Below are 25,291 nucleotides of genomic sequence, written 5' to 3'. Positions count from 1 at the left end.
GTAAAAATAAAAATAGAAATAAAAATGATCCTTCTTTGAAATGGTGCCGTATTACTTATCGACATCTAAGCACAGCAATAATGACATTTACTTCAAAGGGATAAGATTATGTTTAAGAAAATGATATCAGCATTTACATTCGTCGTGATTAGTTTCGCTCTTGTAGCTTGTTCGAGTAACAAGGATATGAAACATAGCGACGGCATGATGAAAAAGGACATTGTAGACGTAGCCGTTGAGAATGGTTCGTTTAATACACTTGTTGCCGCAGTGCAAGCCGCAGGATTAGTCGATACTTTGAAAAGTGACGGACCGTTCACGGTATTTGCTCCAACAGATGAAGCTTTTGCTAAGTTGCCTGCCGGTACGGTAGAAACCCTTCTGAAGCCAGAAAATAAAGATCAATTAATTGCTATTCTGACTTATCACGTGGTTCCTGGAAAAGTGATGGCCGCAGATGTAGTGAAATTGACGAGTGCTAAAACTGTCCAAGGTCAAAAGGTCACCATCAAAGTGATGGGCTCAAAAGTAATGGTTGATAATGCGAATGTTATCGCCACAGATGTCGCGGCTAGCAATGGTGTGATTCATGTCATCGACAGTGTAATTTTACCGAAATAGTAGAATTAATCTAGATAACCAAATTAAGGGGCGTAATGATTGTTCATTACGCCCCAATCATATCTAGGCGTTTACTCACTCCTGTCGTCATAGTTTATAAATTCAAATTTGATGTGGCCCGTAAAATGGGTCTTTTTTAGCATCTAGGTTTGACTAACTTTAGAATACCCCTATACTGTATGTATGCACAGTAGTAATGGCAAGGGAGACAAACTATGTTAGCTGACACAATTGAACGCGTGAATAAACTACGAAAGCAAGCATTGAATAATCCAGAGTTTGTTCGCTCATCTAGAGAGCACGAACGGAATATTGCTTTAGCAGAAAGAAGATCACCGGCCAACTCAGATCATACTCAAAAAAAGCAAAAACGCTTTGATAAAGTTTACAAGCAGTCTGAATTTGGTGTCAATCCATCTGGAACTACCCACTAATCAATTACAGTGGCGACATGTGTTCGCCACTTACTTCAAAATTTCACATGTCCCCTTTGGTTATTTTATCGCTTTGACTCTATAGTGAACTGTCTATACAGATATCAGCTCAAACAGAACGAGTAGCTTCTGACCCAAGTAGAATTTTGGGTGCGTGAGCTTTAGCGACCAAGTACTTTAACCACAAGGTTCAGCATGACAACACAAATAAAGGAACGGATTCTATATCAGGGTCAGAGTTACGACATGCCAGGGTGTATTTCTTTACCTTTATCCGATGGTAGAGTGATAGAGCTAACGGATGATGCATTGAATGAAGCAATTGACGCCGATGATTTTTGTTTTTCTACAGCCTGTTGGAGACAATACGTAGGGGTTTGGGAAGTTAAAGGAGATGGCTTATATCTAAAATCGCTTGAGGGAATGTATCGAATGGCAGGCGACCAATCAGTATTTGCGGATTGGTTTAGCGACACGCTTTGTTTACCTTATGGCGAGTTGCTCGATTTCGATTTTGAAATAGAGTTAATGCACTATACACAAGAGCTTAGACTGACCTTCGAAAAGGGTGTATTAGTCAATAAAGTCATTGTTGACACAGAACAGTAACGCATCTAATTGGGTATTAGATAGACAACCAGTGGCGATAACGGCCAACCATACTCTCGTTACCCAAAATGCCACCCTGATGGATATAAAGTACGGTCTTATTTGGATTCTCCGATAGCCAATCTAACAAGTTTTTCCACATAAATGGGTCATAAAGAAGATCAAACTCTATTTGGGTTTGTGATTCTAATGATTGCCATAAGGCATATTCACCTTTGTCTAATCGGCCAAAGTGATGCTTTTTATCCGTACCAATTATCGTCGGTTGCGTCGCTTTGCTGTCGACATCCAAAAACTGCTCGACTAGGTATTCTTTATCACCTACGCAGGCACATGTGATGACCTCTATGTCTGCTTGTTCAAGGTGTTTTTGTAGATAGAGTGCCGTTGTTCCTGTGCCTGACGGTAGTGCGACGACGAGGTTGTCGCATCGTTCCATTAACTTCCAATTAAGTATTTCTTGGGCGAGGGTTTTAACGCCCGGTTCTGCCATTGTAGAACGACCACCTTCTGGCACAATCAACGTATCGTTTAGGCCAGAAAAATTGTCGTCAATATAGGTACTGGTGTGGCGGCCGTCTCTGTCTTCTAATTGCGATAGGTCGACGATGTTTGCACCCAAGTCGAGGGCGCCTCGATAATTCCCAGTTGGTTTTTGTTTAACATAACTTGGAATATGGTCAACATAAAAGGTCAGTTTCCATTTCTTTATCGCACAAAGGGCAGAGAGAGAGTACAACGAGTTTGCCTGAACGGAACCATAGCCAATCAAATTTTTTATATGGGGAAACTCTCCCGTTAACAAAGACATGAATTTTCGTGCTTTGTTACCAGAGAATTGATGGTGTAAGAGATCATCTCTTTTTACAAAAAAAGTGAGTCCGTTAAAACGGTGCTGAGTCACTGGGCTTTCAGATAATTTCATTGGCTCTATGGCTATCTGCTGCAAAATTCGGTTGCACATAGTAAACCAATTCTCAATCTATACCAGTGATTTGATGTTAGGTTTGACGCCTAGTTGTTGGTTTTGTGGTTGGGCGTAAATATAGTCTGGTGTTCGCATATACGTTTCCATACCCGTTCTCCTGCTGGGTGGAGTTTGGTTTTAGAACGGTAGGCGTATAGTTCGGTATTTAAGGTTGCTTCTTCGGGATTTAATATAACGAGTTTATTCTGTTTCAGTTCGTCAATGATAGCATAATCTGGTAGCCAGCCTATGCCTTCGCCTTGCAGTACCAAAGCCTTAACCAGATCGGTCATAGATGAAGAAAAAATCGGTTTAAGGGCGTAACGACTGCTCGTTTGACGAGTTAATCTGCCCATATAGCTGGACGTTGAATGCATGATAAGCGGTGTAACAATGGTTTCGGATAATGAGTATTTTGGTTTTGAATCGGATAATACGCTTACGCAATAGTTATTTGATTCGCCAAGTTTATGTGCCAGGTAGGGTTCAGCAAGCAACTGAGGATTTTTATAGCTTAATACAATATCGCAAGCGCTCTCCTCTAACATTTTTACGGCATCATCAACATCGATCGCGCGAACGTCCAAAATGACTTCTTGCTCTTCTGCGAACAGATTGAATTTGAACAATGGTAGGATATCGGTCGCTATTGAATGGCCCGCTACGATGCTTACTTTTTGGTTTCCTAGAATAGAGAGATCGTTAAGACGCTCTAACTCATATTCAAGCTGAATGATGAGAGAGCGAGCACTCGTTCGAAATTCCTTGCCACTTTGCGTTAACGCAATCGGTGTCTTATCTCTATCAAAAAGTTGGCATCCCACCGCACTTTCGAGCGCTTGTATGCGGCGACTAAATGCTGACTGAGTTACGTTTCGTTCGATTGCTGCTTTAGAGAAGTTACGGAGTTCGGCCAGTTTTAAAAAATCCAGCAACCATTTGGTTTCAATATTTAACATCAGAGCGACACCCATAGCTATGCGATCCATGCATAGGTATGCCAGTTATTTCATTTCTTATCAAGGATTATTTTTGTTAATTTGTGCCTAGATAAGGAGCGAGTATGGATAAGAAGTTAGGTGTTTTAGGGGGTATGGGCCCGATGGCTACGGTTGATTTTGTTAAGCGGATAGTGGAAAAAAGCCCGGCCTGTTCTGATCAAGAGCATATGTCTATGATTATTTCGAATGATCCTGTTATTCCTGATCGGACCAAGCATATCTTAGAAAACGGTGAAAACCCGTTGGAAAAAATGCTAAAAAACCTAATGAACTTAAAAGATTCGGGCGCCACAAAGGTAGTGATACCTTGTAATACTGCTCATTACTGGCTGGACAAACTCAGCAACAATGAAAGGGTTTCGTTTATTAGCATCATTGACGCAGTGATGAATGAAGCTAGCCGCCGTCAGATGTGTCGAGTGGGCGTATTGGCTACGAATGCAACCATACAAACGGGCATTTATACCAATGCTATTGAGACTCGCGGAATGCAGGCTATTTTACCAACGGCAACAGAGCAGTTTCAGGTTATGGAAGGAATATACTGTGTTAAAGCAGGTCAGATAGAGCAGGGAAGAAGGTTAATGGAACCTGTCTTTGATAGTCTAATTGAAAAAGGTGCCGATGGTGTTGTACTTGGCTGTACCGAAATACCATTAGCATTTGATACATTGCCAGCGGACAAGTTGGCAAAAGCATTAGACTCTTTGGACTTGTTAGCAGACCAGTGTGTTAACTATTATTATTATGACGTTTAACTGTTTTTAGCTTGGTAACACACCAAGCTTTTTCAATTTCCTGTAGATGGTATTTCTGCTAATACTAAGGATTTTAGACGTTTTACTGATGTTACCGTTGTTGGCCCGATAGATCTTAATTAATGTGTCTTCGACGGTCTCTTGAAGGCTAATATCTTCACTACTATGTTCCATAGCTAACGAACGCGTCTGACTTAAAGATTGCAATGAAGCGCTGATGTGGTCGGGAATATGTTTGAGCATAAGTTTCGGCTCATCGCATGCGAGCAGCGTTGCAACGTGCAATACGTTGTCCAATTCTCTTATATTCCCGGGCCATGCAAAATCTTTAAGTAGATTCAGTAAATCTCTATCTAATGTCTGTTCATTCTTACAGTGTTTTCTGTGAATCTTTTTAATAAGGGCAACCTTGTCTTTTCTTTCTCTCAACGAAGGTAGGTGAAAAACTAGGCCATTTAGTCGGTAATAGAGATCCTGTCGAAAACGCCCTTCTGCTATGAGTAGCTCTATATTCTTATGTGTGGCGGCGATGATTTGAATATCCACGTGATAGGTCTGATTAGAGCCCACCGGGACCACTTCTTTCTCTTGAAGAAAGTGTAATAGACGACACTGTGCTTCAAGCGGCATGTCGGCAATTTCATCTAGAAACAGAGTGCCTTTGTCCGCCTGACGTATTTTTCCTTGATAGCCTTTGTGGCTTGCTCCAGTAAATGCCCCTGGCGCATAACCAAACAGCTCTGACTCAATCAAATCTTTAGGCAGTGCGCCACAATTAACAATCACAAGTGGGGATTGCTTACGCTTACTCTGTTGGTGAAGCGCCTTAACAAACTCGCTTTTACCAACGCCTGTTTCGCCCAAGATCAACAGGTGGATCTGTTTGTCGATGACCTTACACGCCTGTTGCCAGGCATTCTCAATGCGTTCATCCCCTTGATGTAGTTCGCTTGACGGAGAATAGGTAACTGATTTTGGAATAGGTTTTGTTGACTGAGGATGTAAGCGGTATACAAACGGCGTGGACTCATGTTTTAACAGATGCTCCAGAGGAGCGCCTATTATTTCTTGATGATCCAAAAGTTGAGATGCCAGTTGGTTGTGGGCGATAACTTCGCCGGCTTCATTGGCAATCATAATTCCCTGCCATCCACTATCAAGCAGTGCTTTGTCACAAGCGATATCAACTCGAATTGTGCCGTCTGGTATGCCAAACAACAGGCTGTTTTCTATCTTCTGAATCATGCTTTGAATCAAAAGTTGGGTATTGGAGTGATGTACTTGCTGCTCACTGGTGATATCTAAAATTCCGAGCATTTCGCCTTGATGATTGAAAATGGGGCTAGCTGAGCAACTGATAAATCGGTGTTGATGGATAAAGTGTTGATCGCCAATGATGGATATTGGCTTGGCCTCAATAATGGCAGTTCCTATCGCGTTCGTTCCTTTTAGGTTTTCTTGCCAGCAAACGCCACTTTCTAATGCAATTGAGGTGAGGCGGTTAGCAAATTTTTCTAAGCCCCATGAACCTAAAATCACACCCTGTATGTCGGTTAGTATCAGTCGGCTATTGGTTCGAGCAAACATCTGGTTAAAAAGAGGTAGCGCGTATTTTTCCAGTCCGTTAATTAGCCTCTTGGCGTTATCTCTTCTTTCGCTAAGCTGAAAGCTTTCCAACCGAATATCGTCGGGAAGTCGATTCTCTCTTAGTCCTGCTTCACTGCTTCTGTGCCATGAATTGTTCAGCCAATCAATGGTGTCGTCGATTTGAAGATTCATAAGTGTTCCAAAATGTAACGTTTCTGGTGTGCCACTTTAAGACAGTTGAACAAAGTGAACAGGGTAATGTTTGGCGATTCTAGCCCGACGTTAGGTGATGTTAATTATATGTAATCATACTGTTACTATTTAATTACGGCAAGTTCTAACATGTTGGCGTGTGAATTGCGTTACAGATGTCAGTGTTCAATTAAAAAAGAGCACACAACAAACGATGAAACGAATGATGAAATGTATCTAAAGGAAGGATGACCTATGATTTATGCTCAGCCAGGAACGCAAGGTTCTATTGTTAATTTCAAATCTGTTTATGATAATTATATTGGTGGCGAATGGGTAAAACCAGTCAACGGCAAGTACTTTTCGAATCTATCGCCAGTAAATGGAAAAGAATATTGTCAGGTTGCCCGTTCGGATGAAGCGGATATTAACTTAGCGCTAGACGCTGCGCACAAAGCAAGAGATGCATGGGCAGCGACCAGTGTTGGTGAACGTTCAAATATGCTGCTAAGAATTGCCGATATGATAGAGCAAAACTTGGAAGAATTAGCCGTCGCTGAAACATGGGAAAATGGGAAACCAGTTCGAGAAACATTGAACGCGGATCTACCTTTGGTGGTTGACCATTTTCGTTACTATGCGGGTTGTATTCGAGCTCAAGAGGGCAGCGCTGCTGAACTTGATGCTAATACAGCGGCCTATCATTTCCCTGAAGCGATCGGGGTCGTCGGTCAGATTATCCCATGGAATTTCCCAATGTTAATGGCGGCATGGAAACTCGCTCCTGCGCTGGCTGCTGGTTGTTGTATTATTTTAAAACCTGCAGAGCAAACGCCGGTGTCAATACTTGTTCTAATGGAAAAAATAGGTCATTTAATACCACCTGGTGTGCTAAACGTCGTTAATGGTTTTGGTAACGAAGCAGGTCAGGCTCTGGCAACAAGTACCAGAATTGCCAAGTTAGCTTTTACTGGTTCGACAACGGTTGGCCAACATATTTTAAAATGTGCGGCAAATAATCTTATTCCATCTACCGTAGAGTTGGGTGGTAAGTCACCTAACGTATACTTTGAAGACATATTCAATTATGAAGATGAGTACCTAGATAAATGTGTTGAGGGGATGTTGTTAGGTTTCTTCAATCAGGGAGAGGTGTGTACATGCCCATCTCGCGTTCTTATACAAGAATCTATATACGATAAATTTATTGCGAAAGTGGTGGAAAGAGCGAAGGGTATTCAGCAGGGTGATCCTTTAGACCCGAATACTCAAGTGGGGGCTCAAGTTTCCAAAGAACAGTTCGATAAAATACTGGGTTATTTGGAAATAGGTCGTGAGGAAGGCGCTCAAGTACTCATCGGTGGCAGCATTGCAAAACAGGATGACGGTCTGAATGATGGCTACTACATTCAACCAACTTTGCTTAAAGGCCATAATAAAATGCGCGTTTTCCAAGAAGAAATTTTTGGCCCAGTTATCGCGGTTACGACCTTTAAGGATGAAGCAGAAGCACTGGCTCTTGCAAATGACACTGAATTTGGGTTAGGCGCAGGGCTATGGACTAGGGACCAAAATCTTGCGTATCGAATGGGACGCAAAATAGAGGCAGGACGTATTTGGATAAACTGTTATCACGCTTACCCAGCGCATGCGGCCTTTGGTGGATATAAGCGATCGGGTATTGGTAGAGAGACGCATAAAATGATGCTAGACCACTACCAAAATACGAAAAATCTATTGGTAAGTTATGATATTAATCCTTTAGGGTTCTTCTAATTCTTCTCGCTTATAACCTGTAATAATAAATAATAGGCCGCTAACGTTGCCTATTATTTATACCATTCCTTTTATGCACTATTAGTTTAACCTCGAAAATAATTCTTCAACGCCATGACTACCCGCACAGATTCTATCTGCTAAATACGCCACAATATTTTCCGATTTCCCATCAACAACTTAAAACCAAAAAGGAAAATTAGTATGCGCATTGGGATAGATTTAGGCGGTACGAAAATCGAGGCCATCGCTCTTTCAGATAAGGGTGAAGAGCTATTTAGAAAACGAGTCGATACCCCAAAAGGTTCTTATCCTGATACGCTTCACGCGATTAAAGGCTTAGTAGTGGACGCAGAACAAGCGACGGGACAGACTGGCACCGTTGGACTTGGGATTCCCGGAACGATCTCTCCGTATTCTCAAAAAGTAAAAAATGCGAATTCAGTTTGGCTTAATGGAAAGCCACTCGATGTAGACCTAACTATTTTGCTTGGGCGTGAGGTTCGCGTCGCCAATGATGCGAATTGCATGGCAGTATCAGAAGCAACAGATGGTGCGGGTGCTGGGTACAAAATGGTCTTGGCCGTGATTATAGGTACAGGTGCAGGTGCGGGTATTGTAGTTAACGGTGTCCCACATGCTGGTGGTAATGGTATTGGCGGTGAGTGGGGGCATAACCCGCTACCGTGGCAAGATGCAGAAGAACGTAAAATTGCCGATGCTACCCCTTGTTATTGTGGTCAACATGGCTGCATTGAACAGTTTGTGTCTGGAACGGGACTGTGTGCTGATTATGAACGAAGAACAGGTAATTTACTCAAAGGGAAAGAAATTTCAGATCTGGCGGACGAGGGTGATGAAACAGCATTGCTCACACTCGAGGTCTACGAACGTCGACTCGCGAAATCTATCGCCAGTGTAGTGAATTTACTCGATCCGGATGTTGTAGTCTTAGCTGGCGGTGTATGTAACGTGACTAGATTATACAGTAACGTTCCTAAGATTCTGCCAGAGTATACGTTTGGTGGAGAGTGTCATACACCCATAAAAGCAGCCATCCACGGAGACTCAAGTGGTGTACGTGGCGCAGCATGGTTATGGGCTCAAGAGTAAGGATATGTTGCGCAAATACAAAACGGTTCATAGAAGATAAACGTACTATCGTTTATCTTTCCCTAGAAACTGTTTAACGCTTTTTTTGTGATTGGTGCGTCGGTTGGCTTTTTTGTCCCTCGGCGCACGTTTGCTTTCGCCTGTTGATGGCTTGTCCGTAATTGGAAATTCGGCTAACTGACTAAGCGCTAATGCTCGTTTTGTAAATTGTCGAATCGCATCCAGATAATCACTTTCCGCATGACAAACTAAAGATATGGCGCAGCCTTGCTTTCCGGCGCGTGCTGTACGGCCAATTCGATGGACATACACCTCGGGACTTGACGGCACTTCAAAATTAATCACGACCGGTAGTTCTTCAATGTGAATACCGCGTGCGAGAAGGTCGGTCGCGATAAGAACCTTTACCTTGCTTTGTTTAAATAATTGAAGTGTCTCTTCTCGCTCCGTTTGACTTTTATTGCCGTGAAGCACGGCTGTTGAAATACCAGCTTTGCTCAGTTTTTTATTTAGTGAATCTGCACTATCACGTGCGCCAATAAACACCAATACTCGCGGCCAGTTTTGCTGCTTTATCTGATGTATTAGAACATTCGCTTTGCTGCCTTTGTTCACCAAATAAAGAGTTTCGTCAACATGTTCTACCACACTATTGTTGGCGTGGGCCTGAATGCGCACGGGTTCATTGAGTAGCGCGCTGACTTTATTTTCTAGCTCTGGTGGCAAGGTGGCGGAGAACATGACTGTTTGACGTTGAGTCGGCAATGTATCTAATATCGCATTCAGGTCAGACCAAAATCCCATATCCAATAACCGATCAACTTCGTCAAAGATTACCGTGTTGACTTTATGTGTCTCAACGGCCCCTTCATTGATTAACTCACGCAGCCGTCCGGGTGTGGCGACGATGATCTCAGGGTGATGAGATAACTGTTCTATCTGCTTCTCTTTGTCTACACCACCGCAAAGGCAGATCGAATGTATATCAACCTGTTGTGATATTGACGAGATGGCTTCATTTATTTGAGTAGCGAGTTCGCGAGTTGGCACCAAAATAACTGCCTGTGTTACATGGCGGTTGTTTTTGGCTTTTTCTATCAGAGGTAATCCGTATGCCAGTGTCTTTCCGCTTCCTGTTTGTGCTAATGCAAGTAGATCTTGACCGCTCATTATCTCCGGGATAGCAAGCGTTTGTATTTCTCTTGGCACAATAATGTCTGCTGGTAACGCAGACACGATATCAGAACTTAGAGGCAGTTTAGAAAATGGCATGGATGTACTCTTCTTAATGGATAACAACGATAAGGATTAACTTTCGTTGGTGTCTTCTGGACGAAGTTTACGTTGAATACCCATTAGGAAATTTCGTAATATTTGGTCTTTGCACTCACGGTAATGTTTGTTGTCTGGTTTGCGGAAGAAAGAGCTTAGTTCGTGCTTACTCATAATAAAGTTAGCGACTTCCATTGTTTCCAAAATATCTTCTGCTTTCATGTTCAATGCGATGCGAAGCTTCATGAAAACCATGTTGTTGGTTAAGCGTTTTTCTGGTGTAGGTTGTTCGCCTTCACGTTTACCACGTTTAGTATTAATCAGACCATTCAAGAAAATAGCCAGTTCGGTGTCGACCATTTTAATATAGCTTGGGTCTTCTTCTTTCTTGAGCCAGTCACTGATTTGAGCGCGAGTTACTGTGTTGTCAGCGGCTGCAAATATGGCGATCATTTGAGAATCTTTAAAGTCGAAGGTGTAGCGAATGCGGCGTAAAATATCGTTATTAGTCATAATAGCTCCTAATTTATAATGAGTACTTAGCAACCTGAAAGTGTGATGCCTAAGTTTAATTGCGCGCACTTTAACACACTGAGCCAAGCCAATACACAGTGGATGTCAGACTAATGTTTCGATCCGCTAGCAATGAAAAAGCCATTTAATATTTCATCGACAGTGAGTGATGATAAGGAACCGTTTAATTTGCAAAAAAAACGCACCTAATATGCGTTAGGTGCGTTGGTCTCAAAATACCATCTTGTATCGATGTGACGTATTAATTCGCTACCGATAAGTAGTGTTTAATAAAATGGTTAGAGATAATGTGCCATTCGATTTTGCTGCCCTGTGCGACAAACCATGAATCGCCGGGACCAAAAGTGGATTCCTCTCCCGTGTCTATATTCTTTAGTTTCAATCTACCTTCTATAACAGTGGCATGCTCCGTGAACGGATATTGCATAGAGAAGACACCTTTCGTACATTTAAAGATACCGCAGGCCACGGTATCTTCTGGAGCGCCGTCAATCATGGCTATGCTGGCCTGCGGATCACCTTCGATCACAGTAGAGCCTAAGTTCGTGACACTGCCTATTTCTGCCATTTCAGGCAACGTTCCATTCAGTAATAATGCTTTCATTGTTTTCTCCTTAGCTTAACGACGACCCGTCCAATAACCGGAAACTTGATGCCACATCTTACCGCTCGTTAGGAGAGCGGGAGCGATGTAGTCTTTTCCGAGTACATTTACATGAGGGATGTTACTGATTAACTCATAGCGTTCGGTTTTTTCACTCATACCTTCCGCAAGCACTTTACATACGATGTGGCTAGGGGTGACCCCAAACCCGGAATAACCTTGGACATAAAACACGTTCGAGTGTTCTTTTAATGTACCAACTTGTGGGAATAGATTTGCGCTGCAACAGAGTGGCCCTCCCCATGCGAGATCAATGTTGACCTTATCTAAGTAGGGGAATATTTTAAGCATTTGTGTTCTGTTCCATGCCTTTAAGTCCTTCGGAATATATTCTAATGCGCGTGTTGCTGCGCCAAATAACAACCTGTTTTCATTTGTAACTCGGTAGTAATCGATCACTGGGCGAATATCGCTGTATGCGCCACGAATTGGGCTTATCTCTTCAATTAACTCGTCAGATAGTGGTTCAGTGGCGAGCTGAAAAGCGTAAGTGTTGATGGTCTTGCCGTGTATCTCTGGTTCCATTCCATCGAGGAAACCGTTGCAAGCCCATAACATTTTCTTGGCCTTAACACTGCCAGTTGGAGTTTTTACCGTTATTGTCGAACCGTAATCGACCGATATTGCCATCGAATTTTCGAAGATTTTCACTCCATATAATTCGCTGACCGCTTTGGCTTCACCAAGCAATAAATTAAGTGAGTGAACGTGACCCGCACCCATATGTTTAAGGGCACAGCTGTAGGCGGGTGACCCTACGACTTGCTTTACATCAGACCCCGTTAAGAGCTGGATATCTTCGTTTGGGGAAACAGAGGTAAACTCTTTCTCCCATGCACGAAGCGTCTTTTCTTGACGGGAGTTACTGCCTAAATAGGCATAGCCGTGACGGAAATCGGCGTCGATATTATATTTGTCGACTCGCGCCTTAATGATGGCAGCACCAAGGTTGCCTATCTTAAACAGTTCTTGTAACCCTTCCGGACCAACGTGTTTTTTTACCGTATCTAGGTCATGGCCTAATCCCGCCATGATTTGTCCACCATTGCGACCTGTACCTCCGTAACCAAGGTAACGTCCTTCAAGAATTACCGTGTTTGTAATGCCTTTTTCCGCCAACTCTAGTGCGGTGTTAACACCCGTAAAACCGCCACCAATAATGACAACGTCTACTTCAAGATCTTCTGTCAATCTCGGAAAGCTTAGGTCATATTTTTTGGTAGCAGCATAATAAGTAAGAGAATCTAAATGCCTCATCTTAATTCCTTTTATTGTGCTTCAGACCCATTTATCTAATCACGCTCATTTCGAGGCGGCTATCAGCCGTTAGGTTGATATGTAAAATAAAAGTAAACATGTTACATAATTTTAACGTTTCATCCTTATGGTTGATTTCTTTCTTACCTAACATCGCCTGTAATGAATCGGTCATTTAACGATGGAACGCACAATGAGCAATGAAATTAACGTCATTATTTACGCATCAGATATTGGTGAGGGCAGCCGAACCGCTTTTCATGTGGCATTGAAGGAGGCGATCTCGCATCAAGCAGAGATCATCTATGTGCATGCTGTCGATAAGGTAAACAAAATCACTCCCGACGCGTCCCATTCTCTTTTGCCAAAAAATATCGAACAGAGTCATTCTGTGCAGCATAAAGAGTCGATAATTTCTAATGTCAAAAACAGAATCAATCGTTTTGTGACAACAGAATTTTCCACATTAGAGGCGATTCCGCACTTATCAATTCATATCCAATTTGGTTCGCCTGAAGAAGTCATCGTCGATGCTTCTAAGCAATACAACGCTGGAATGATAGTGATGGGGAATAGGGAAGTGAGTGCGTTATCGAGGGTATTTCTCGGCTCAACTTCGCACAAAGTATTACAAAAATCAGTTGTACCAGTCTTGATTGTGCCTCTGCTCAGTACCAAGAGTCACAAGGCAAACTAAAGAATGCACTTAGGAATGTATAAATATAAGGAATTATCATGAAAAAAATTGTTACTTTTACCTGGATGATATTATCAATACTGCTGACACCAATGATGGTCAATGCAGCCGATTACCCCAATAGGCCTGTAAAATATATTGTGCCTTGGCCTCCAGGCGACCTCGAAGATATTCTTACCCGTATCATTGCTGAAGAGATGTCGAAAGAAACAGGCAAACCAGCCACCGTAGTCAATAAACCGGGAGGTGGCGGTATTATCGGTGCTTCTGAAGTCTCTAGAGCTCGAAACGATGGTTTAACGATTGGTTCATTTGTTGCGGACCTTTTAACGACTCAAATCTTATCTGGCAATGCACCTTTTGATCAAAATACATTTGACCCTGTTGGAATATTTTTAGATTACCCGTTTGTCATCGCGGTCAAAGCTGACGCGCCTTATAACAATATGGAAGAGTTAGCTGAATTTTCTAAATCGAATCCAGTCTCTCTTGCTCACTTTGGTTATCAAGCACTCCCAACGGCGATTACGTTTAAAGCCGCAGATGAAATTGGCCTTAAGTTCTCATCAAATGCACCATTTGATTCGATCAATTGTTCAACGCTCGCAAATGGTGACGCAACCGTAATCAATACCGTTACACAGACGATACTTTCATGTCTTAAGTCTGGTGATGTAAAAATAATTGCGTCTATTACTCATGAACGTTTAAGTCTTAGCCCAAATGTCCCGACACTTGAGGAGCAAACCGGTATCGCTCAGACAACGTGGAACGGTCTATTCGTTAAGAAAGGAACGTCGCAGAAGATTAAAAACCGTATTGCTGAAATAGCTCAGGCTGCATTGGCTACCGACCGTGTTGCTGAAATAAGTGCCAGCACAGGCGCCAGCGTATTCTGGATTGGCGGTGATGAAGCTCAACAAGTGATTGCAGACGACTATGCTAGTGCCCAAGGTTTATTGGAATACATGAATTAAGTCAGAAGGACGAAATAGTATTCTATTTCGTCCTAATTCGCAGGAGGATCTATGGCTATTGATATCAGAGAAAAAACTAACGATAAAGTAAAGGATGAAACGTCCACTGATAGTCAGTCATCGTCTCATTACTATTTTTACCTATCCTCATTTTTGGGGTCGTTAATGCTGATTCTATTACAACCTATGCAGGCCAAAGAAGTGCTAAAAGCCCATGGGTGGTATACCCAACCTTTTGTGTTTCCTTTTGTCGGGTTGTACATCATTTTAGCTTTTAGTGGCATTTATTTGCTGTTCAATACGGCTAAGAACATTCACTGTCTTAAGGGCATCAACCCCGTTGAACTCGCATTCTCTGCTATCAGCAAGTACCGAACCGCTATCATAATTAGTCTATTTTTCATGCTGTACATCGGTAGTTTATCTGTTATTGGATTTGCGCCGTCTAGTTTGATTTTTATCCTAACCATGCTTTGGATAAGCAATTTGTTTACCCGGTTTTGGGTGTCAATTTCAGCGGTATCCGTTGTTGTGATGGTGCTGGTATTTAGAGTTCTGGTTAATTTCTGGTTGCCTGATGTTTGGCTCTATTCTCTACTGCCTGCGCAATTCTCCGAATTTGCAAATATGTATTTATAAAACCGACCGAGTATTAGAAAGATATGGATATTATACTTCTTGGGATAAATGAAATCGCCACATTCAACGTCATGTTAGCGATTGTTTGTGGTGCACTCTTAGGGGTTTCTATTGGCTCAATTCCGGGCCTAGAACCTGCTGGAGTGATCGCTATTTTGCTTCCTCTAACTTTTACGTTAGACCCCCTTCCGGGTGTTACTTTATTACTCGGAGTTTATGGCGGTGCGTGGTATGGCGGGGCGATCCCCGCTATCTTAATGAATACGCCAGGTACACCCGTAGCAGTGCTAACGACGTATGACGGTTATCCAATGACCCAAAGAGGAGAGGGCAAGAAGGCACTTTCTATTGCGTACTCTTCGTCATTTATAGGCGGTATTATCAGCGTACTCTCTTTGGTTCTACTTGCGCCAGTACTTTCCCAAGTCGCGAATCACTTTGGGTCTGCCGAGTTTGCTATGTTAGCCGCGCTGGGCATGATCTTTGTTGTGATGGCCCATTACAGACAAGCTTTTCCAGCCGCTATGATGTTAGGACTAGGTATCTTTTTAGGTTCAATCGGCATTGATCGCTCTTACAACACCTTAACCTATACGTTTGATCAAGAATGGTTATTAGGTGGTATTCCGTTGGTGCCCACCGTAATTGGTCTTTTCGCAATGTCACAAGCGTTTGTTCTTCTATCGCAAAAAGGGAACGATTCACAGGTCACGAAGTATGAAGGAAAAGGCCGCTTTTCGGGAATGGTCACCGTATTTAAATATAAATGGACAGTTCTACGCTCTGCTGCTCTAGGTGTGGTTATGGGGTTGCTACCCGGCGTAGGGGAGTTTGGATCTCAGTTCTTCTCTTATACTTTGGCGCAGAAGTTTTCCAAAAATCCAGAAAAGTTTGGTCAGGGTGCAAAAGAAGGACTCATCGCATCGGAGACATCTAATAACGCGGTTACTGCCTCTGTTATGATTCCGTTGTTGGCGTTTGGGATCCCTGCTGACGCACTGATGGCGATGCTGCTCTCTGTGTTTATGGTACACAACTACATACCGGGACCGACACTATTTGCGGAGAAACCAGAGTTTATATCCGGCCTCTATATCTCTCTGTTCCTTATCAATATCGTTGCCTTTTTGTTCCTAACATTTACCAGTAAATGGATAGTAAATCTTACTCGTATTCGAGGCCGCTTTATCGGTGCGCTTATCCTTGTGCTCGGTTTTATTGGCAGCTATAGCCAAAACTATCAATTTTCTGATGCGCTGATAGCGTTAGGTTTTGCGATTTTTGGCTACATTTTAAAACGAGAAAATATCCCTGCAGTACCTATCATACTTGGCCTAGTTTTAGGGCCTGTTTTTGTGACCCGCAGCAAGCAAGCTTTAGGCGTATCTAATGGTGACCTTGGGATCTTTGTAGACCGTCCGATTAGCCTAGTGTTGTTAGGAGTGATAGTTCTGTCCGTCACTTTATTTATCTTCAGTTTAATCAAAGAAAGCAAATCAAAAGCGAAGACCGCTCATGCGTAAACGAGAAACAACCGGTTCGCTAACGAACAGCAATAATAAGAGAGGAATATAATAATGAACAAGATAGGTTTAACCATAAATGGTTGTTCAGTCATGGGTGAAATGCCTTCAATGAATGTCCTAAACCCTGCGAATGAAACGGTCGCTTTTAACGCGCCGGTGGCTTCTATCGCCCAGCTAAATACAGCGGTTGAAGCGTCAAAAAATGCCTTCAAAAGTTGGAGTCAATTACCTCAATCAACGCGTGATAATTATATCAACGAAATTGCGAACAAAATTGAAAAGAATGCACAAATATTGGCCGAAACTATCGTAAAAGAGCAAGGGAAACCGATGTCGCTTGCTCAGATGGAAGTTGGCGGTGCAATTGCGTGGACGCGACATTCGACCAGCATCGAGATTCCGGTCGAGGTATATGAGGATTCGCCAAACAAACGCATTGAAGGGCGACGTAAAGCGATCGGTGTTGTGGGATCGATTACGCCTTGGAACTGGCCATTAATGATTGCAATTTGGCATATTATTCCTGCACTTCGTATGGGGAATACGGTAATCAACAAACCTTCTGAGTTAACTCCGATGAATACGCTCATGCTTGGGGAATTGCTGCAAGATGTATTACCAAAAGGGGTATTTAGCGTACTTTCTGGCGAGGGCTCACTTGGCAAAGCGATGAGTGAGCACAAGGGCATCGAAAAGATAGTCTTCACTGGTTCTACTCAAACCGGACAACATATTATGAAATCCGCGGCAGGTAACCTGAAAAGACTAACTCTTGAATTAGGTGGTAATGATGCTGGAATAGTATTGCCAAACGCGGATTTAGATGCGATTGCAGAGGGTATCTTTGGTACGTCTTTCATCAATATGGGGCAAACATGTGCGGCGTTGAAGCGCCTTTATGTTCATAAGTCACAACATGACGAGCTTTGTCAATTGCTGGCTGAGATCGCTAACAAGCAAGTCGTTGGTGATGGGTTTGAACAAACGTCAACATTTGGACCAGTGCAGAATATAAAACAGTTAGAGAAGGTAATGGAGTTGGTGGAAGACGCCAAAAGAGACGGTGCGACAATTTACGTTGGTGGCACTAGACTAGATAAAACGGGCTATTTTTACCCGCCGACCATTGTGGGTAACGCAGCAAATGGGATGGCAATAGTCGAGCAAGAACAGTTTGGTCCGGTGCTCCCTGTCATCCCATATAGTGACGTTTCCGAAGCTGTTGCTATGGCGAATGATAGTGAGGTTGGCCTTGGTGGTTCAATATGGGGCGATGTAGATGCAGCACTTGCCCTTTCTTCGCAACTAGAATGTGGATCTGTCTGGATAAACGGCCATGCAGAAGTCCTCCCTCATGCGCCATTTGGTGGCTGTAAAATGTCGGGTTTTGGTGTAGAGTTTGGACTAGAGGGGTTACTGGAAAACAGCCTATTACAGGTTGTAAATATCAATAAATAGTTCAGAACGACCTTAAATTTAACCTAAACGCGGACTAGAGCGGTAATGAGGCTCTAGCCTGCGTGCTATCAAAATAACGGTTTTCACATTATAAAATACACTTCGAACTGTACACTTTATTGATCATTTCTACCTTACTGTTTACTTCAAGTTTTGCAAAAAGGTGCTGTAGGTGAGTTTTAACGGTTGATAGACTACAGGTTAGTTTTTGCGCCATCACTTTATTTGCCAACCCTTGAATAGCTAATTGGAGGACGACTCGTTCTTTATTGGTTAGAATAAATTGATCGCAAAAGTCATCAAAACTTAACTGAGTGACGGTTTTGAGTTGTTGACCTAAGCTAAATTCGATGTATCGATGTAGCGCGCCCAAACGGATGAAGTCATCCTTTGAAGGCGGATTAACAGACTGATCAAAAAACAAGGAAGCCCCACCGATTAGATTGTTATTATGATAAAAATAGAGTTCGACAATCTCTTGAACTTTCCAAGGTTTAATGAAATCTTGGTAATAAATATTCGAGCGCTGTTTCATTGGAGAGACGAGGTCACTCATCTTTATTATTCGATCTCTTGGGGACTTGAAATGTTCAGGATAAAGAGGGTCTTCTTTGTAGAAGCCTTCTAAATACTCTCTATGCATCGATGGTTGAATTTTAGACGTCTGATAGCAAATTGGACGTGACCGATCATCAACAAGGTAACTTGCTAGCCTTGAAACTTTGAGGCTCGAATCGAGCAGTAATAACATTTCATGTTGAAAATCATTTAGCTGAACTAGGTTGGCGCTGGTGCTGGAAATATTCATTAACTAACTCCGTCAATCCATTGTATTGATAACCAAAACAATATTCACTCCGTGAATTCAATTAGTCATTAACGGATAATATATCCGGTGATGTTTGTTTTTTATACTGATAGATTTTGGTTTTGTGATTCAAATGTAGTTAATTTGTTAACTAATTGTTTTATTGTCTACTCATAGAAGCATCCGCGTATCAATGCCACCGTATTATAACGTCAAATTATTGAATACATAATATTTGATAATTTCATATGGGTATTGGTTGGCTGTACACTTTATCTATTGAAATAACTCAAGTTCGCTAATCTACAGGAATGATAAAATGAGCAACGCGCTATTCCAACCAATAAAACTCGGTCAACTATCACTTAAAAGCCGTATCGTCATGCCTCCGATGACTCGATCGCGTGCAAGTCAGCCAGGTAACGTTGCTAACGAGATGATGGCGAAATATTACGGACAAAGAGCATCGGCCGGTCTGATTGTCGCGGAAGGCACTCAAATTTCTGCAATGGGTCAAGGTTATGCTTGGACTCCCGGAATCTATACTCCAGAGCAAATTAGAGGGTGGAAGAAGACAACTGACGCAGTTCATGCCAAAGGCGGTACTATTTTCGCTCAGCTTTGGCATGTTGGAAGAGTAACCCATCCTGATAATATCGGTGGTGAACAACCATTTTCGTCATCTGCTCTTACAGCAGAAAACGTGAAGGTATTCATTGATAATGGTACTGATGAACCCGGTTTTGTTGACGTGGTAGAACCAAGAGCAATGACGAAAGCAGATATTCAACATGTTGTTGGTGAGTATCGTCAAGCCGCATTAAATGCATTAGAGGCGGGTTTTGATGGAATTGAATTGCACGCTGCAAACGGCTATTTGATAAACCAGTTTATTGATTCTGAGGCGAATACTCGAGTGGATGAATATGGCGGCTCTATTAAAAATCGTTTACGTTTTCTAAGTGAAGTGGTTAGCGCAATGACAGGCGTTATTGGATCTGACCGTGTTGGTGTTCGACTCGCGCCTTTTACCTCACTGAACGGTACAGTGGATGCGACACCCGTTGAAACTTACACGGCGGCGGCGGCACTACTTGATACGCTAAATGTTGTCTATATCCATATCGCAGAAGTGGATTGGGATGATGCACCCGAGACACCAAAAGAGTTTAAAGCGGCGGTTCGCGAAGCTTATAAAGGCGTGCTAATTTATGCGGGTCGTTATAATGATGAGAAGGGCGCGCAGGCTATTGAAGAAGGTGTGGCTGATATGGTTGGTTTTGGCCGTCCATTTATTGCTAACCCGGATTTACCCAGTCGTATTAAAAATGGTTATCCATTAACGCTGCACAACCCCAACACCCTGTTTGGTGGCTCAGAACACGGACTGACGGATTATTCAGAGTACGGCCGTAACTAAAATTAGAGATTAAGGTATTGATTGGCTTGGCTGTTAGACCAATCGATACCTTGTAACGAAGCCTTCATTATTCTTAATGTAACGGCATATTAGTTCAATGAAAAACGATAGATCAGCGGGTTCTTAAAATCCTCCATACCGTAGACTACTACTTCAACGCCTTCAGTACGCAAAGTGAACACACCGGTTGCAAGTGTATTTTCTTCATCAGGATCATCCAGTTCGGTTCTGAATATCGGGAGTGCACCTATCTCGATATCCTGCAATATGTGAAAACATCGTTCTTCATCTATTGAATCAGAGTAATACTCAGCTAACGCTTCCATCCTATTTTGTCTGCATTGGGAAGACTCGGTGATGATCTGTTTAATCGAACTGATCTTGTTATGAACCAAATGGTTCGCATGAACGCATTTTAATTCTACCCTCTGTGTGGACACAGATTGGAAAGGGGCTTCCACGCTTAAAAGCTGTTTTGATGTGGTATCTGCAACTGTATAATGAAACCCACCTGAACGCTGGTGATTTTTAAGCAAGGTAACAAACTCATCGCAATTCTTGGTCTCCAATAGCGCACGAGATATCACCATTCTTGGTAGCCCGGTTCCTTGTTCTACCAAACGAATATTATTTACGGTATACACTAAGCCATGGTTATTTGCGCAGAGAGTATGTCCGGGAATAGAACAGGGGTAGGCAAATGAAAATAGGCGTATGTTGCTATCTAATGTTGCGTTTAATAAGAAACAGTGCCCTCGCAAGTTTGGGTCGCCATCCTCATTATGAGCGACAATGACTCTATCTGCCTTCTTGACTGCTATCGAGGTGCAGCCTTCTGCTCCAGTTGGTAGTAAATCACCACGGCAGTTCCATAACAGAATGTCTTTATAGTCTTGTTGACAGCCGTCAGCTAACCCTTGTAGCTCTTTATAGATACGAGGAAAGTGTTGCTGAATCTGTTGGTCTACAGAAGAAAGCCAATCACTTTCACGCCAGGGCAGGAGTTTAGTAAAGCACGGACTGTTTTTTATATAGCTAGCAAAGATAGACTTTCCTTCCTGTCCTAGTTTGTAGCCAAGTTCATAGGGGGTACCTTCAAAGGATATAACTCGCATACATTTTCCTATTACGATTATTTGCGCTAATTCTACCGCATTGAGTCGGAAAAAAACGGCGAAATTGACACAATGCCTTTGAAGTCAACGTGTAATAAGAATAATCTTAAGAGTAGCGAATAATGGACGAAGAAAATCGATGCTAAAAGGAAATGAACTGCCCTCAATAAAGGCGCTTAGAACATTTATTGCAGTGGCGAATAATATGAGCTTTTCGAAGGCAGCAGATGAACTATCTGTGACGCAGGGAGCGGTAAGTAAACAGGTTTCAAGTCTTGAATTGCAACTAGGTCAACCGCTTTTTCAACGTCACATCAACGGTATCGAGCTGTCTAATGCTGGTAAACGTTATCTGCCAAAAATCGTCGAGGCACTAGAGATTATTCAATACGCTACCGCTAGTCTAATTCAGACCGACCAAGTGGAAGAGATACTGACCATCAATGTGACACCTTCCTTTGCCAGCCTATGGTTGATACCGCAAATAGAATCGTTCAATAAGAAGAACAAAAATATTCGCGTGAGAATTAAAACCGGTGATGGGATGATAAAAAAAATGGATTTGGAAACAGAAATTATGGTCCGTTGTTTACCTTTATCCAAGCACTACGAAAACGCCACTTTATTGCAAAAAGAAAACCTAGTATTGGTTGCATCCCCTGCTTTATTAGTAAACGAAGGTGTCAAAACGATCGACGATTTACAAAGGCTTATCCTATTACCTCATGTAACTAGGCCACATTTATGGGAGCAGTTTAAAAGGAAGCAGGAGATCGCTTTCACCTTTAATTATCACAGTGTTGCGTTTGAGCATTTCTACATGTCGTTAGAAGCGGTAAAGGAGGGTGTTGGTTTAGCTCTACTTCCTGATTTTATGGTCGACGCTCAGCTAGAAAAAGGGCAGTTAGTGAATCCATTTGATCTTTCAATGAAAACCAATTATGGCTACTACGTACACATACCAAGCTATAAACTGGCGTCACGTAAGATCTATGAATTTAATCAATGGCTACAGGCTAATTTAGGTAACTAGAATAAATACTAATTCAAGGTATTAATTTCGGCTGTGTTGCCGACTGCGTAGGCACATATTAATACAAAAATAACGATAGATTGTCGTTAGTTACTTATGTTTACGCAATAAGCTTTGCTCTTCAGCGATAATAAACACAGGTTGCTCGCAGCATGGGCAAATAGGGGTTTTTTGGTTATCAGAATGTACATCAACAGTCATATTACACGTGGTACAAACATAAGTGCCGATAGGGTAATTATGGGATGAAAGTGTAGATTGTGTATGTGGCTCATAGTCCATTACATCTCTCCTTTTCGCCTTTTCTAATAGTAATGTAAAAGGTTCCTCTGAGTTTGTCTAAGGTGTATTGTTTAAGAAACTGAATTTATAGACACGCATACCGTTTAGCGCGAGTACACTGGCTTTGATCCAACAAAAAATGTTACCTAGATCGACATAAGCACCAAAGTGGTCATGTTTGGTTATTTTAGGGCATGGCGTAAGTATTCAACCCTGTTAGAATTAACAAGACGTTGAGCAATGACACTGAGACCTGTGAAAGAGACAGATAATATACTGACCCACTTACCATCCTTGATACATCGCATTGGTGGAGTAGGTGTTAAAGAGGCAAAACAATTAATCATTGAGCAAGGGGGCGTACTTAAGCGAATTCGACGTTCAAGAAACTGGCAGCTTATTGCGAATCTTACCCAACTTGAAAAAATTCTAGAAGAGTTGAAGGCTAAACACCCTGATAGGATGCGTTATATCATCGAAAAACTCGAACAAACGCGGCTTGAATGTGGACCACCTCCAGAATCTAAACAGGATAAGTTGCAGAGACTCATTACAGAAAACCCTAATACGACACTTGCTGAACTGATGGTCGCAACGGATTGCACTGTTTCTGAAGCAAGAGAGGCTAGATTTAATGTCGATCCATTCTAAAGTGACGCGGCTCTAAATTACATCGGTTTAGAATGTCGAATGCTGCGTTATATTCGATTTTGATTGTCTTCTATAAATGGCACGACATCTTCGGCTGGTAGTGGTTTTGAGTAGTAAAAACCCTGAACCATATCGCAGCCTATTGAGGCTAGATAATCTGATTGTTCAATCGTTTCGACCCCTTCAGCTATCACAGTTAGGCCTAAATTGTGGCCAAAATGGCTTATAGACTGAACGATACTCTGGTCTTGGCGGTTGACGGTGACATTGGCGACAAATGAGCGGTCAATCTTCAAAACACTGGCTTTTAATTTTTTCAAGTAGGTGAAGGAAGAGTAACCCGTTCCAAAGTCATCGATAGCAATGGTAAAGCCGGCGTCCACCAAACGGCTCAAAATAGCCATGATTTTTTCAGGATTTTTAATCAATATAGATTCAGTCACTTCCAATTCGATCTGAGTTGGTGATATCTGTTCATTGCTTATTGTTGCAAGCGTTCGTTCGTAAAAATTAGGTTGTTCAATCTGTTGAACCGAGATATTTATTGAAATTTTTCCCTCGAATTTTAACCCTTCTGCATGCCACTCGTTTATCTGTTTACAGGCATTAACGATCACCCAATTGCCTATGTCAGTGATCAAACCATGTTTTTCAGCAATAGGGATAAATTCGACAGGTCCGATAAAGCCTAGCTCTGGCTCATTCCAACGGAGTAAAGCCTCTAGACCCATAACCTTTTTAGTGTGTAGATCGATTTTTGGTTGATATACCAAGAAAAACTGCTCGTTTTCAATCGCCTTTGCTAGCTTTGCAGACAATTTCTTTTCTCTGTCGTATTCGTTACCTAGCGTTTGGGTGTAAGAGGCATAACTTTGCTGAGTACTCTTCGCTCTATGCATTGCTAAATCAGACCGAGATAATATCTCGTCCAAATTCTGGCCATCTGTCGGCCAAGTTGATGAGCCAATACTCACGCCCAAATAGTGTTCTCGACCCTGGATTACGATTGGTTCGGAAAAGGACGCGATCAACTTCTTTGCCAAAGACGAAGTGCTATTTTTAGTCGCATTTCTGTGTATAACGACAAATTCATCGCCGTCTACTCTGGCTAAAAAATCATTAGCAGACAACAACGTTGTTAAGCGTCTGGCAACCGTTTTTAAAGCTCCATCACCACAAAGGTGTCCGTGAGTATCGTTGAGTTCTTTAAATCGGTCTATGTCGGCAAACAGTATTGAAAAATGGTTGTCGGTAGTTGGTTTTACGCTAGCGAGAAACTCAGCTTCTTCAATAAAAAACGCGCGGTTTGGTAATTCAGTGAGGCTATCGAACTGAGTTAATTTTTTGACCCTATCCTCGGCATGTTTCTGGGCGGTAATGTCTTTTTTCTCTGCTAAGAAACAGATGACACTCCCTTTATCGTTCAAGATAGGGGATATAACGGCTTCTTCTATATATTGATTTCCATTACGGTGCACATTAATAAACACGCCGCGCCACTGATTGCCAGCTTGCAACGTAAGGTGCATATCTCTATAGGTATCTGATGAGGTTTGATTAGATTTTAGGACACGTGGGTTTTCACCAACAACATCTTCGAGGCTATAGCCACTAAGCTGTTCAAATTTTTTATTTACGTAGATAATGTTTTTGTTTACATCAGTAATAACAACGGCGTTCGAACTCTGATTAACGATTGAGAAAAACAGAGTGGAGTTTTTGTCTGCAGTAATACCAATACGCTCAAGTTCTAGAGCAACGGACGGCAAAGTAGACGGTGCGAGAAATCCTTGTTGTAAGACATCAAATAACTGGGAGTTTGCGAGGGGATCAATATCTTTTTTATATTTCATTGTTGTTATTAATAACCTTACGTTATCCGGGGCTCTAAGCAGGAAAT

25 protein-coding genes are annotated in these 25,291 nt (G+C 42.2%); 14 read left to right on the top strand and 11 right to left on the bottom strand.

Features of this window, described 5'->3' with window-relative positions; translation table 11 throughout:
- Positions 1 to 108 precede the first annotated feature (108 nt).
- The 3 genes from IUZ65_RS08890 (at position 109) to IUZ65_RS08880 (ending at position 1,664) form a co-directional block, all read left to right on the top strand.
- Positions 109 to 621 (top strand): fasciclin domain-containing protein, encoded by a 513-nt coding sequence (locus IUZ65_RS08890; RefSeq protein WP_195703395.1) that lies wholly within the window; start codon positions 109 to 111, stop codon positions 619 to 621.
- Between the two features lie 215 nt (positions 622 to 836).
- Positions 837 to 1,055, top strand: a complete 219-nt coding sequence (locus IUZ65_RS08885) for a hypothetical protein (RefSeq protein ID WP_195703394.1) — start codon at positions 837 to 839, stop codon at positions 1,053 to 1,055.
- Positions 1,056 to 1,250: 195 nt separating this feature from the next.
- The gene (locus IUZ65_RS08880) at positions 1,251 to 1,664 is read left to right on the top strand and encodes a hypothetical protein (RefSeq protein ID WP_195703393.1); all 414 of its coding nucleotides are present in this window, start codon (positions 1,251 to 1,253) and stop codon (positions 1,662 to 1,664) included.
- 16 nt (positions 1,665 to 1,680) lie between these two features.
- On the opposite strand, the gene IUZ65_RS08875 is transcribed toward IUZ65_RS08880, so the two are convergent.
- Entirely contained in the window at positions 1,681 to 2,589 is a 909-nt protein-coding gene (locus IUZ65_RS08875) for a 1-aminocyclopropane-1-carboxylate deaminase/D-cysteine desulfhydrase (protein WP_195703392.1), read from the bottom strand.
- Positions 2,590 to 2,678: 89 nt separating this feature from the next.
- The gene (locus IUZ65_RS08870; protein WP_195703391.1) at positions 2,679 to 3,620 is read right to left on the bottom strand and encodes a LysR family transcriptional regulator; all 942 of its coding nucleotides are present in this window, start codon (positions 3,618 to 3,620) and stop codon (positions 2,679 to 2,681) included.
- 74 nt (positions 3,621 to 3,694) lie between these two features.
- On the opposite strand from IUZ65_RS08870, the gene IUZ65_RS08865 reads away from it, so the two are divergent.
- Positions 3,695 to 4,390, top strand: coding sequence for an aspartate/glutamate racemase family protein (locus IUZ65_RS08865; RefSeq protein ID WP_195703390.1), 696 nt, complete (start codon positions 3,695 to 3,697; stop codon positions 4,388 to 4,390).
- A gap of 6 nt (positions 4,391 to 4,396) precedes the next feature.
- Here IUZ65_RS08865 and IUZ65_RS08860 read toward each other — a convergent pair whose 3' ends face one another.
- Positions 4,397 to 6,169: a sigma-54-dependent Fis family transcriptional regulator gene (locus tag IUZ65_RS08860; RefSeq protein WP_195703389.1), complete on the bottom strand. Its 1,773-nt coding sequence runs from the start codon at positions 6,167 to 6,169 to the stop codon at positions 4,397 to 4,399.
- Positions 6,170 to 6,424: 255 nt separating this feature from the next.
- Between IUZ65_RS08860 and exaC the strand changes: the two genes are divergently transcribed.
- Both exaC and mak read left to right on the top strand, forming a co-directional pair.
- Positions 6,425 to 7,945: an acetaldehyde dehydrogenase ExaC gene (gene exaC / locus IUZ65_RS08855; RefSeq protein WP_195703388.1), complete on the top strand. Its 1,521-nt coding sequence runs from the start codon at positions 6,425 to 6,427 to the stop codon at positions 7,943 to 7,945.
- Between the two features lie 204 nt (positions 7,946 to 8,149).
- On the top strand, positions 8,150 to 9,058 hold the full coding sequence (mak, locus tag IUZ65_RS08850) for a fructokinase (protein WP_195703387.1): 909 nt from the start codon (positions 8,150 to 8,152) through the stop codon (positions 9,056 to 9,058).
- A gap of 45 nt (positions 9,059 to 9,103) precedes the next feature.
- On the opposite strand, the gene IUZ65_RS08845 is transcribed toward mak, so the two are convergent.
- The 4 genes from IUZ65_RS08845 to IUZ65_RS08830 all read right to left on the bottom strand — a co-directional run bounded on the left by IUZ65_RS08845 (position 9,104) and on the right by IUZ65_RS08830 (position 12,785).
- Positions 9,104 to 10,330, bottom strand: a complete 1,227-nt coding sequence (locus IUZ65_RS08845; protein ID WP_195703386.1) for a DEAD/DEAH box helicase — start codon at positions 10,328 to 10,330, stop codon at positions 9,104 to 9,106.
- 36 nt (positions 10,331 to 10,366) lie between these two features.
- Positions 10,367 to 10,843 carry a DUF1456 family protein gene (locus tag IUZ65_RS08840; RefSeq protein ID WP_195703385.1) on the bottom strand — a complete coding sequence of 159 codons (477 nt, stop codon included), beginning with the start codon at positions 10,841 to 10,843 and terminating at the stop codon, positions 10,367 to 10,369.
- A 262-nt stretch (positions 10,844 to 11,105) separates the two neighbouring features.
- The gene (locus IUZ65_RS08835) at positions 11,106 to 11,468 is read right to left on the bottom strand and encodes a cupin domain-containing protein (protein ID WP_195703384.1); all 363 of its coding nucleotides are present in this window, start codon (positions 11,466 to 11,468) and stop codon (positions 11,106 to 11,108) included.
- A 15-nt stretch (positions 11,469 to 11,483) separates the two neighbouring features.
- Positions 11,484 to 12,785 carry an NAD(P)/FAD-dependent oxidoreductase gene (locus IUZ65_RS08830; RefSeq protein ID WP_195703383.1) on the bottom strand — a complete coding sequence of 434 codons (1,302 nt, stop codon included), beginning with the start codon at positions 12,783 to 12,785 and terminating at the stop codon, positions 11,484 to 11,486.
- A gap of 193 nt (positions 12,786 to 12,978) precedes the next feature.
- Here IUZ65_RS08830 and IUZ65_RS08825 point away from each other — a divergent pair, with 193 nt between their 5' ends.
- Genes IUZ65_RS08825 through IUZ65_RS08805 form a run of 5 tightly spaced genes read left to right on the top strand, consistent with a single transcriptional unit; the run spans position 12,979 to position 18,082 of the window.
- Positions 12,979 to 13,482: a universal stress protein gene (locus IUZ65_RS08825; protein ID WP_195703382.1), complete on the top strand. Its 504-nt coding sequence runs from the start codon at positions 12,979 to 12,981 to the stop codon at positions 13,480 to 13,482.
- A gap of 38 nt (positions 13,483 to 13,520) precedes the next feature.
- On the top strand, positions 13,521 to 14,459 hold the full coding sequence (locus IUZ65_RS08820; protein WP_195703381.1) for a tripartite tricarboxylate transporter substrate binding protein: 939 nt from the start codon (positions 13,521 to 13,523) through the stop codon (positions 14,457 to 14,459).
- A 51-nt stretch (positions 14,460 to 14,510) separates the two neighbouring features.
- Positions 14,511 to 15,098, top strand: a complete 588-nt coding sequence (locus IUZ65_RS08815; protein WP_195703380.1) for a hypothetical protein — start codon at positions 14,511 to 14,513, stop codon at positions 15,096 to 15,098.
- A gap of 23 nt (positions 15,099 to 15,121) precedes the next feature.
- Positions 15,122 to 16,621 carry a tripartite tricarboxylate transporter permease gene (locus IUZ65_RS08810; RefSeq protein ID WP_195703379.1) on the top strand — a complete coding sequence of 500 codons (1,500 nt, stop codon included), beginning with the start codon at positions 15,122 to 15,124 and terminating at the stop codon, positions 16,619 to 16,621.
- Between the two features lie 54 nt (positions 16,622 to 16,675).
- Positions 16,676 to 18,082: an aldehyde dehydrogenase family protein gene (locus tag IUZ65_RS08805; RefSeq protein WP_195703378.1), complete on the top strand. Its 1,407-nt coding sequence runs from the start codon at positions 16,676 to 16,678 to the stop codon at positions 18,080 to 18,082.
- 88 nt (positions 18,083 to 18,170) lie between these two features.
- On the opposite strand, the gene IUZ65_RS08800 is transcribed toward IUZ65_RS08805, so the two are convergent.
- Positions 18,171 to 18,890 (bottom strand): response regulator transcription factor, encoded by a 720-nt coding sequence (locus tag IUZ65_RS08800; RefSeq protein WP_195703377.1) that lies wholly within the window; start codon positions 18,888 to 18,890, stop codon positions 18,171 to 18,173.
- A gap of 319 nt (positions 18,891 to 19,209) precedes the next feature.
- Between IUZ65_RS08800 and IUZ65_RS08795 the strand changes: the two genes are divergently transcribed.
- Complete coding sequence (locus IUZ65_RS08795; RefSeq protein WP_195703376.1) at positions 19,210 to 20,310, top strand: alkene reductase; 1,101 nt, start codon at positions 19,210 to 19,212, stop codon at positions 20,308 to 20,310.
- An 89-nt stretch (positions 20,311 to 20,399) separates the two neighbouring features.
- On the opposite strand, the gene IUZ65_RS08790 is transcribed toward IUZ65_RS08795, so the two are convergent.
- On the bottom strand, positions 20,400 to 21,425 hold the full coding sequence (locus tag IUZ65_RS08790; RefSeq protein ID WP_195703375.1) for a C45 family autoproteolytic acyltransferase/hydolase: 1,026 nt from the start codon (positions 21,423 to 21,425) through the stop codon (positions 20,400 to 20,402).
- 139 nt (positions 21,426 to 21,564) lie between these two features.
- Between IUZ65_RS08790 and IUZ65_RS08785 the strand changes: the two genes are divergently transcribed.
- Positions 21,565 to 22,458 carry a LysR substrate-binding domain-containing protein gene (locus tag IUZ65_RS08785; protein WP_195703374.1) on the top strand — a complete coding sequence of 298 codons (894 nt, stop codon included), beginning with the start codon at positions 21,565 to 21,567 and terminating at the stop codon, positions 22,456 to 22,458.
- A gap of 90 nt (positions 22,459 to 22,548) precedes the next feature.
- Here IUZ65_RS08785 and IUZ65_RS08780 read toward each other — a convergent pair whose 3' ends face one another.
- Positions 22,549 to 22,740 (bottom strand): hypothetical protein, encoded by a 192-nt coding sequence (locus tag IUZ65_RS08780; protein ID WP_195703373.1) that lies wholly within the window; start codon positions 22,738 to 22,740, stop codon positions 22,549 to 22,551.
- Between the two features lie 240 nt (positions 22,741 to 22,980).
- Here IUZ65_RS08780 and IUZ65_RS08775 point away from each other — a divergent pair, with 240 nt between their 5' ends.
- Positions 22,981 to 23,391, top strand: a complete 411-nt coding sequence (locus IUZ65_RS08775; protein WP_195703372.1) for a ribosome recycling factor family protein — start codon at positions 22,981 to 22,983, stop codon at positions 23,389 to 23,391.
- A gap of 47 nt (positions 23,392 to 23,438) precedes the next feature.
- Here the strand turns inward: IUZ65_RS08775 and IUZ65_RS08770 are convergent, their stop codons facing one another.
- A complete protein-coding gene (locus IUZ65_RS08770; protein WP_195703371.1) occupies positions 23,439 to 25,244 on the bottom strand; it encodes a sensor domain-containing protein in 1,806 nt (601 codons plus the stop codon).
- Between the last annotated feature and the right edge of the window lie 47 nt (positions 25,245 to 25,291).

Source organism: Vibrio sp. VB16 (assembly GCF_015594925.2).
Taxonomy (GTDB): Bacteria; Pseudomonadota; Gammaproteobacteria; order Enterobacterales; family Vibrionaceae; genus Vibrio.
The sequence above is the reverse complement of the archived record's forward strand: the minus strand, read 5'-3'. Positions and strand labels throughout refer to the sequence as shown.

Coding starts and splice junctions, on each gene's coding strand:
- IUZ65_RS08890 (WP_195703395.1), top strand. CDS start 109: ATGTTTAAGAAAATGATATCAGCATTTACATTCGTCGTGATTAGTTTC.
- IUZ65_RS08885 (WP_195703394.1), top strand. CDS start 837: ATGTTAGCTGACACAATTGAACGCGTGAATAAACTACGAAAGCAAGCA.
- IUZ65_RS08880 (WP_195703393.1), top strand. CDS start 1,251: ATGACAACACAAATAAAGGAACGGATTCTATATCAGGGTCAGAGTTAC.
- IUZ65_RS08875 (WP_195703392.1), bottom strand. CDS start 2,589: ATGAAATTATCTGAAAGCCCAGTGACTCAGCACCGTTTTAACGGACTC.
- IUZ65_RS08870 (WP_195703391.1), bottom strand. CDS start 3,620: ATGGATCGCATAGCTATGGGTGTCGCTCTGATGTTAAATATTGAAACC.
- IUZ65_RS08865 (WP_195703390.1), top strand. CDS start 3,695: ATGGATAAGAAGTTAGGTGTTTTAGGGGGTATGGGCCCGATGGCTACG.
- IUZ65_RS08860 (WP_195703389.1), bottom strand. CDS start 6,169: ATGAATCTTCAAATCGACGACACCATTGATTGGCTGAACAATTCATGG.
- exaC (WP_195703388.1), top strand. CDS start 6,425: ATGATTTATGCTCAGCCAGGAACGCAAGGTTCTATTGTTAATTTCAAA.
- mak (WP_195703387.1), top strand. CDS start 8,150: ATGCGCATTGGGATAGATTTAGGCGGTACGAAAATCGAGGCCATCGCT.
- IUZ65_RS08845 (WP_195703386.1), bottom strand. CDS start 10,330: ATGCCATTTTCTAAACTGCCTCTAAGTTCTGATATCGTGTCTGCGTTA.
- IUZ65_RS08840 (WP_195703385.1), bottom strand. CDS start 10,843: ATGACTAATAACGATATTTTACGCCGCATTCGCTACACCTTCGACTTT.
- IUZ65_RS08835 (WP_195703384.1), bottom strand. CDS start 11,468: ATGAAAGCATTATTACTGAATGGAACGTTGCCTGAAATGGCAGAAATA.
- IUZ65_RS08830 (WP_195703383.1), bottom strand. CDS start 12,785: ATGAGGCATTTAGATTCTCTTACTTATTATGCTGCTACCAAAAAATAT.
- IUZ65_RS08825 (WP_195703382.1), top strand. CDS start 12,979: ATGAGCAATGAAATTAACGTCATTATTTACGCATCAGATATTGGTGAG.
- IUZ65_RS08820 (WP_195703381.1), top strand. CDS start 13,521: ATGAAAAAAATTGTTACTTTTACCTGGATGATATTATCAATACTGCTG.
- IUZ65_RS08815 (WP_195703380.1), top strand. CDS start 14,511: ATGGCTATTGATATCAGAGAAAAAACTAACGATAAAGTAAAGGATGAA.
- IUZ65_RS08810 (WP_195703379.1), top strand. CDS start 15,122: ATGGATATTATACTTCTTGGGATAAATGAAATCGCCACATTCAACGTC.
- IUZ65_RS08805 (WP_195703378.1), top strand. CDS start 16,676: ATGAACAAGATAGGTTTAACCATAAATGGTTGTTCAGTCATGGGTGAA.
- IUZ65_RS08800 (WP_195703377.1), bottom strand. CDS start 18,890: ATGAATATTTCCAGCACCAGCGCCAACCTAGTTCAGCTAAATGATTTT.
- IUZ65_RS08795 (WP_195703376.1), top strand. CDS start 19,210: ATGAGCAACGCGCTATTCCAACCAATAAAACTCGGTCAACTATCACTT.
- IUZ65_RS08790 (WP_195703375.1), bottom strand. CDS start 21,425: ATGCGAGTTATATCCTTTGAAGGTACCCCCTATGAACTTGGCTACAAA.
- IUZ65_RS08785 (WP_195703374.1), top strand. CDS start 21,565: ATGCTAAAAGGAAATGAACTGCCCTCAATAAAGGCGCTTAGAACATTT.
- IUZ65_RS08780 (WP_195703373.1), bottom strand. CDS start 22,740: ATGGACTATGAGCCACATACACAATCTACACTTTCATCCCATAATTAC.
- IUZ65_RS08775 (WP_195703372.1), top strand. CDS start 22,981: ATGACACTGAGACCTGTGAAAGAGACAGATAATATACTGACCCACTTA.
- IUZ65_RS08770 (WP_195703371.1), bottom strand. CDS start 25,244: ATGAAATATAAAAAAGATATTGATCCCCTCGCAAACTCCCAGTTATTT.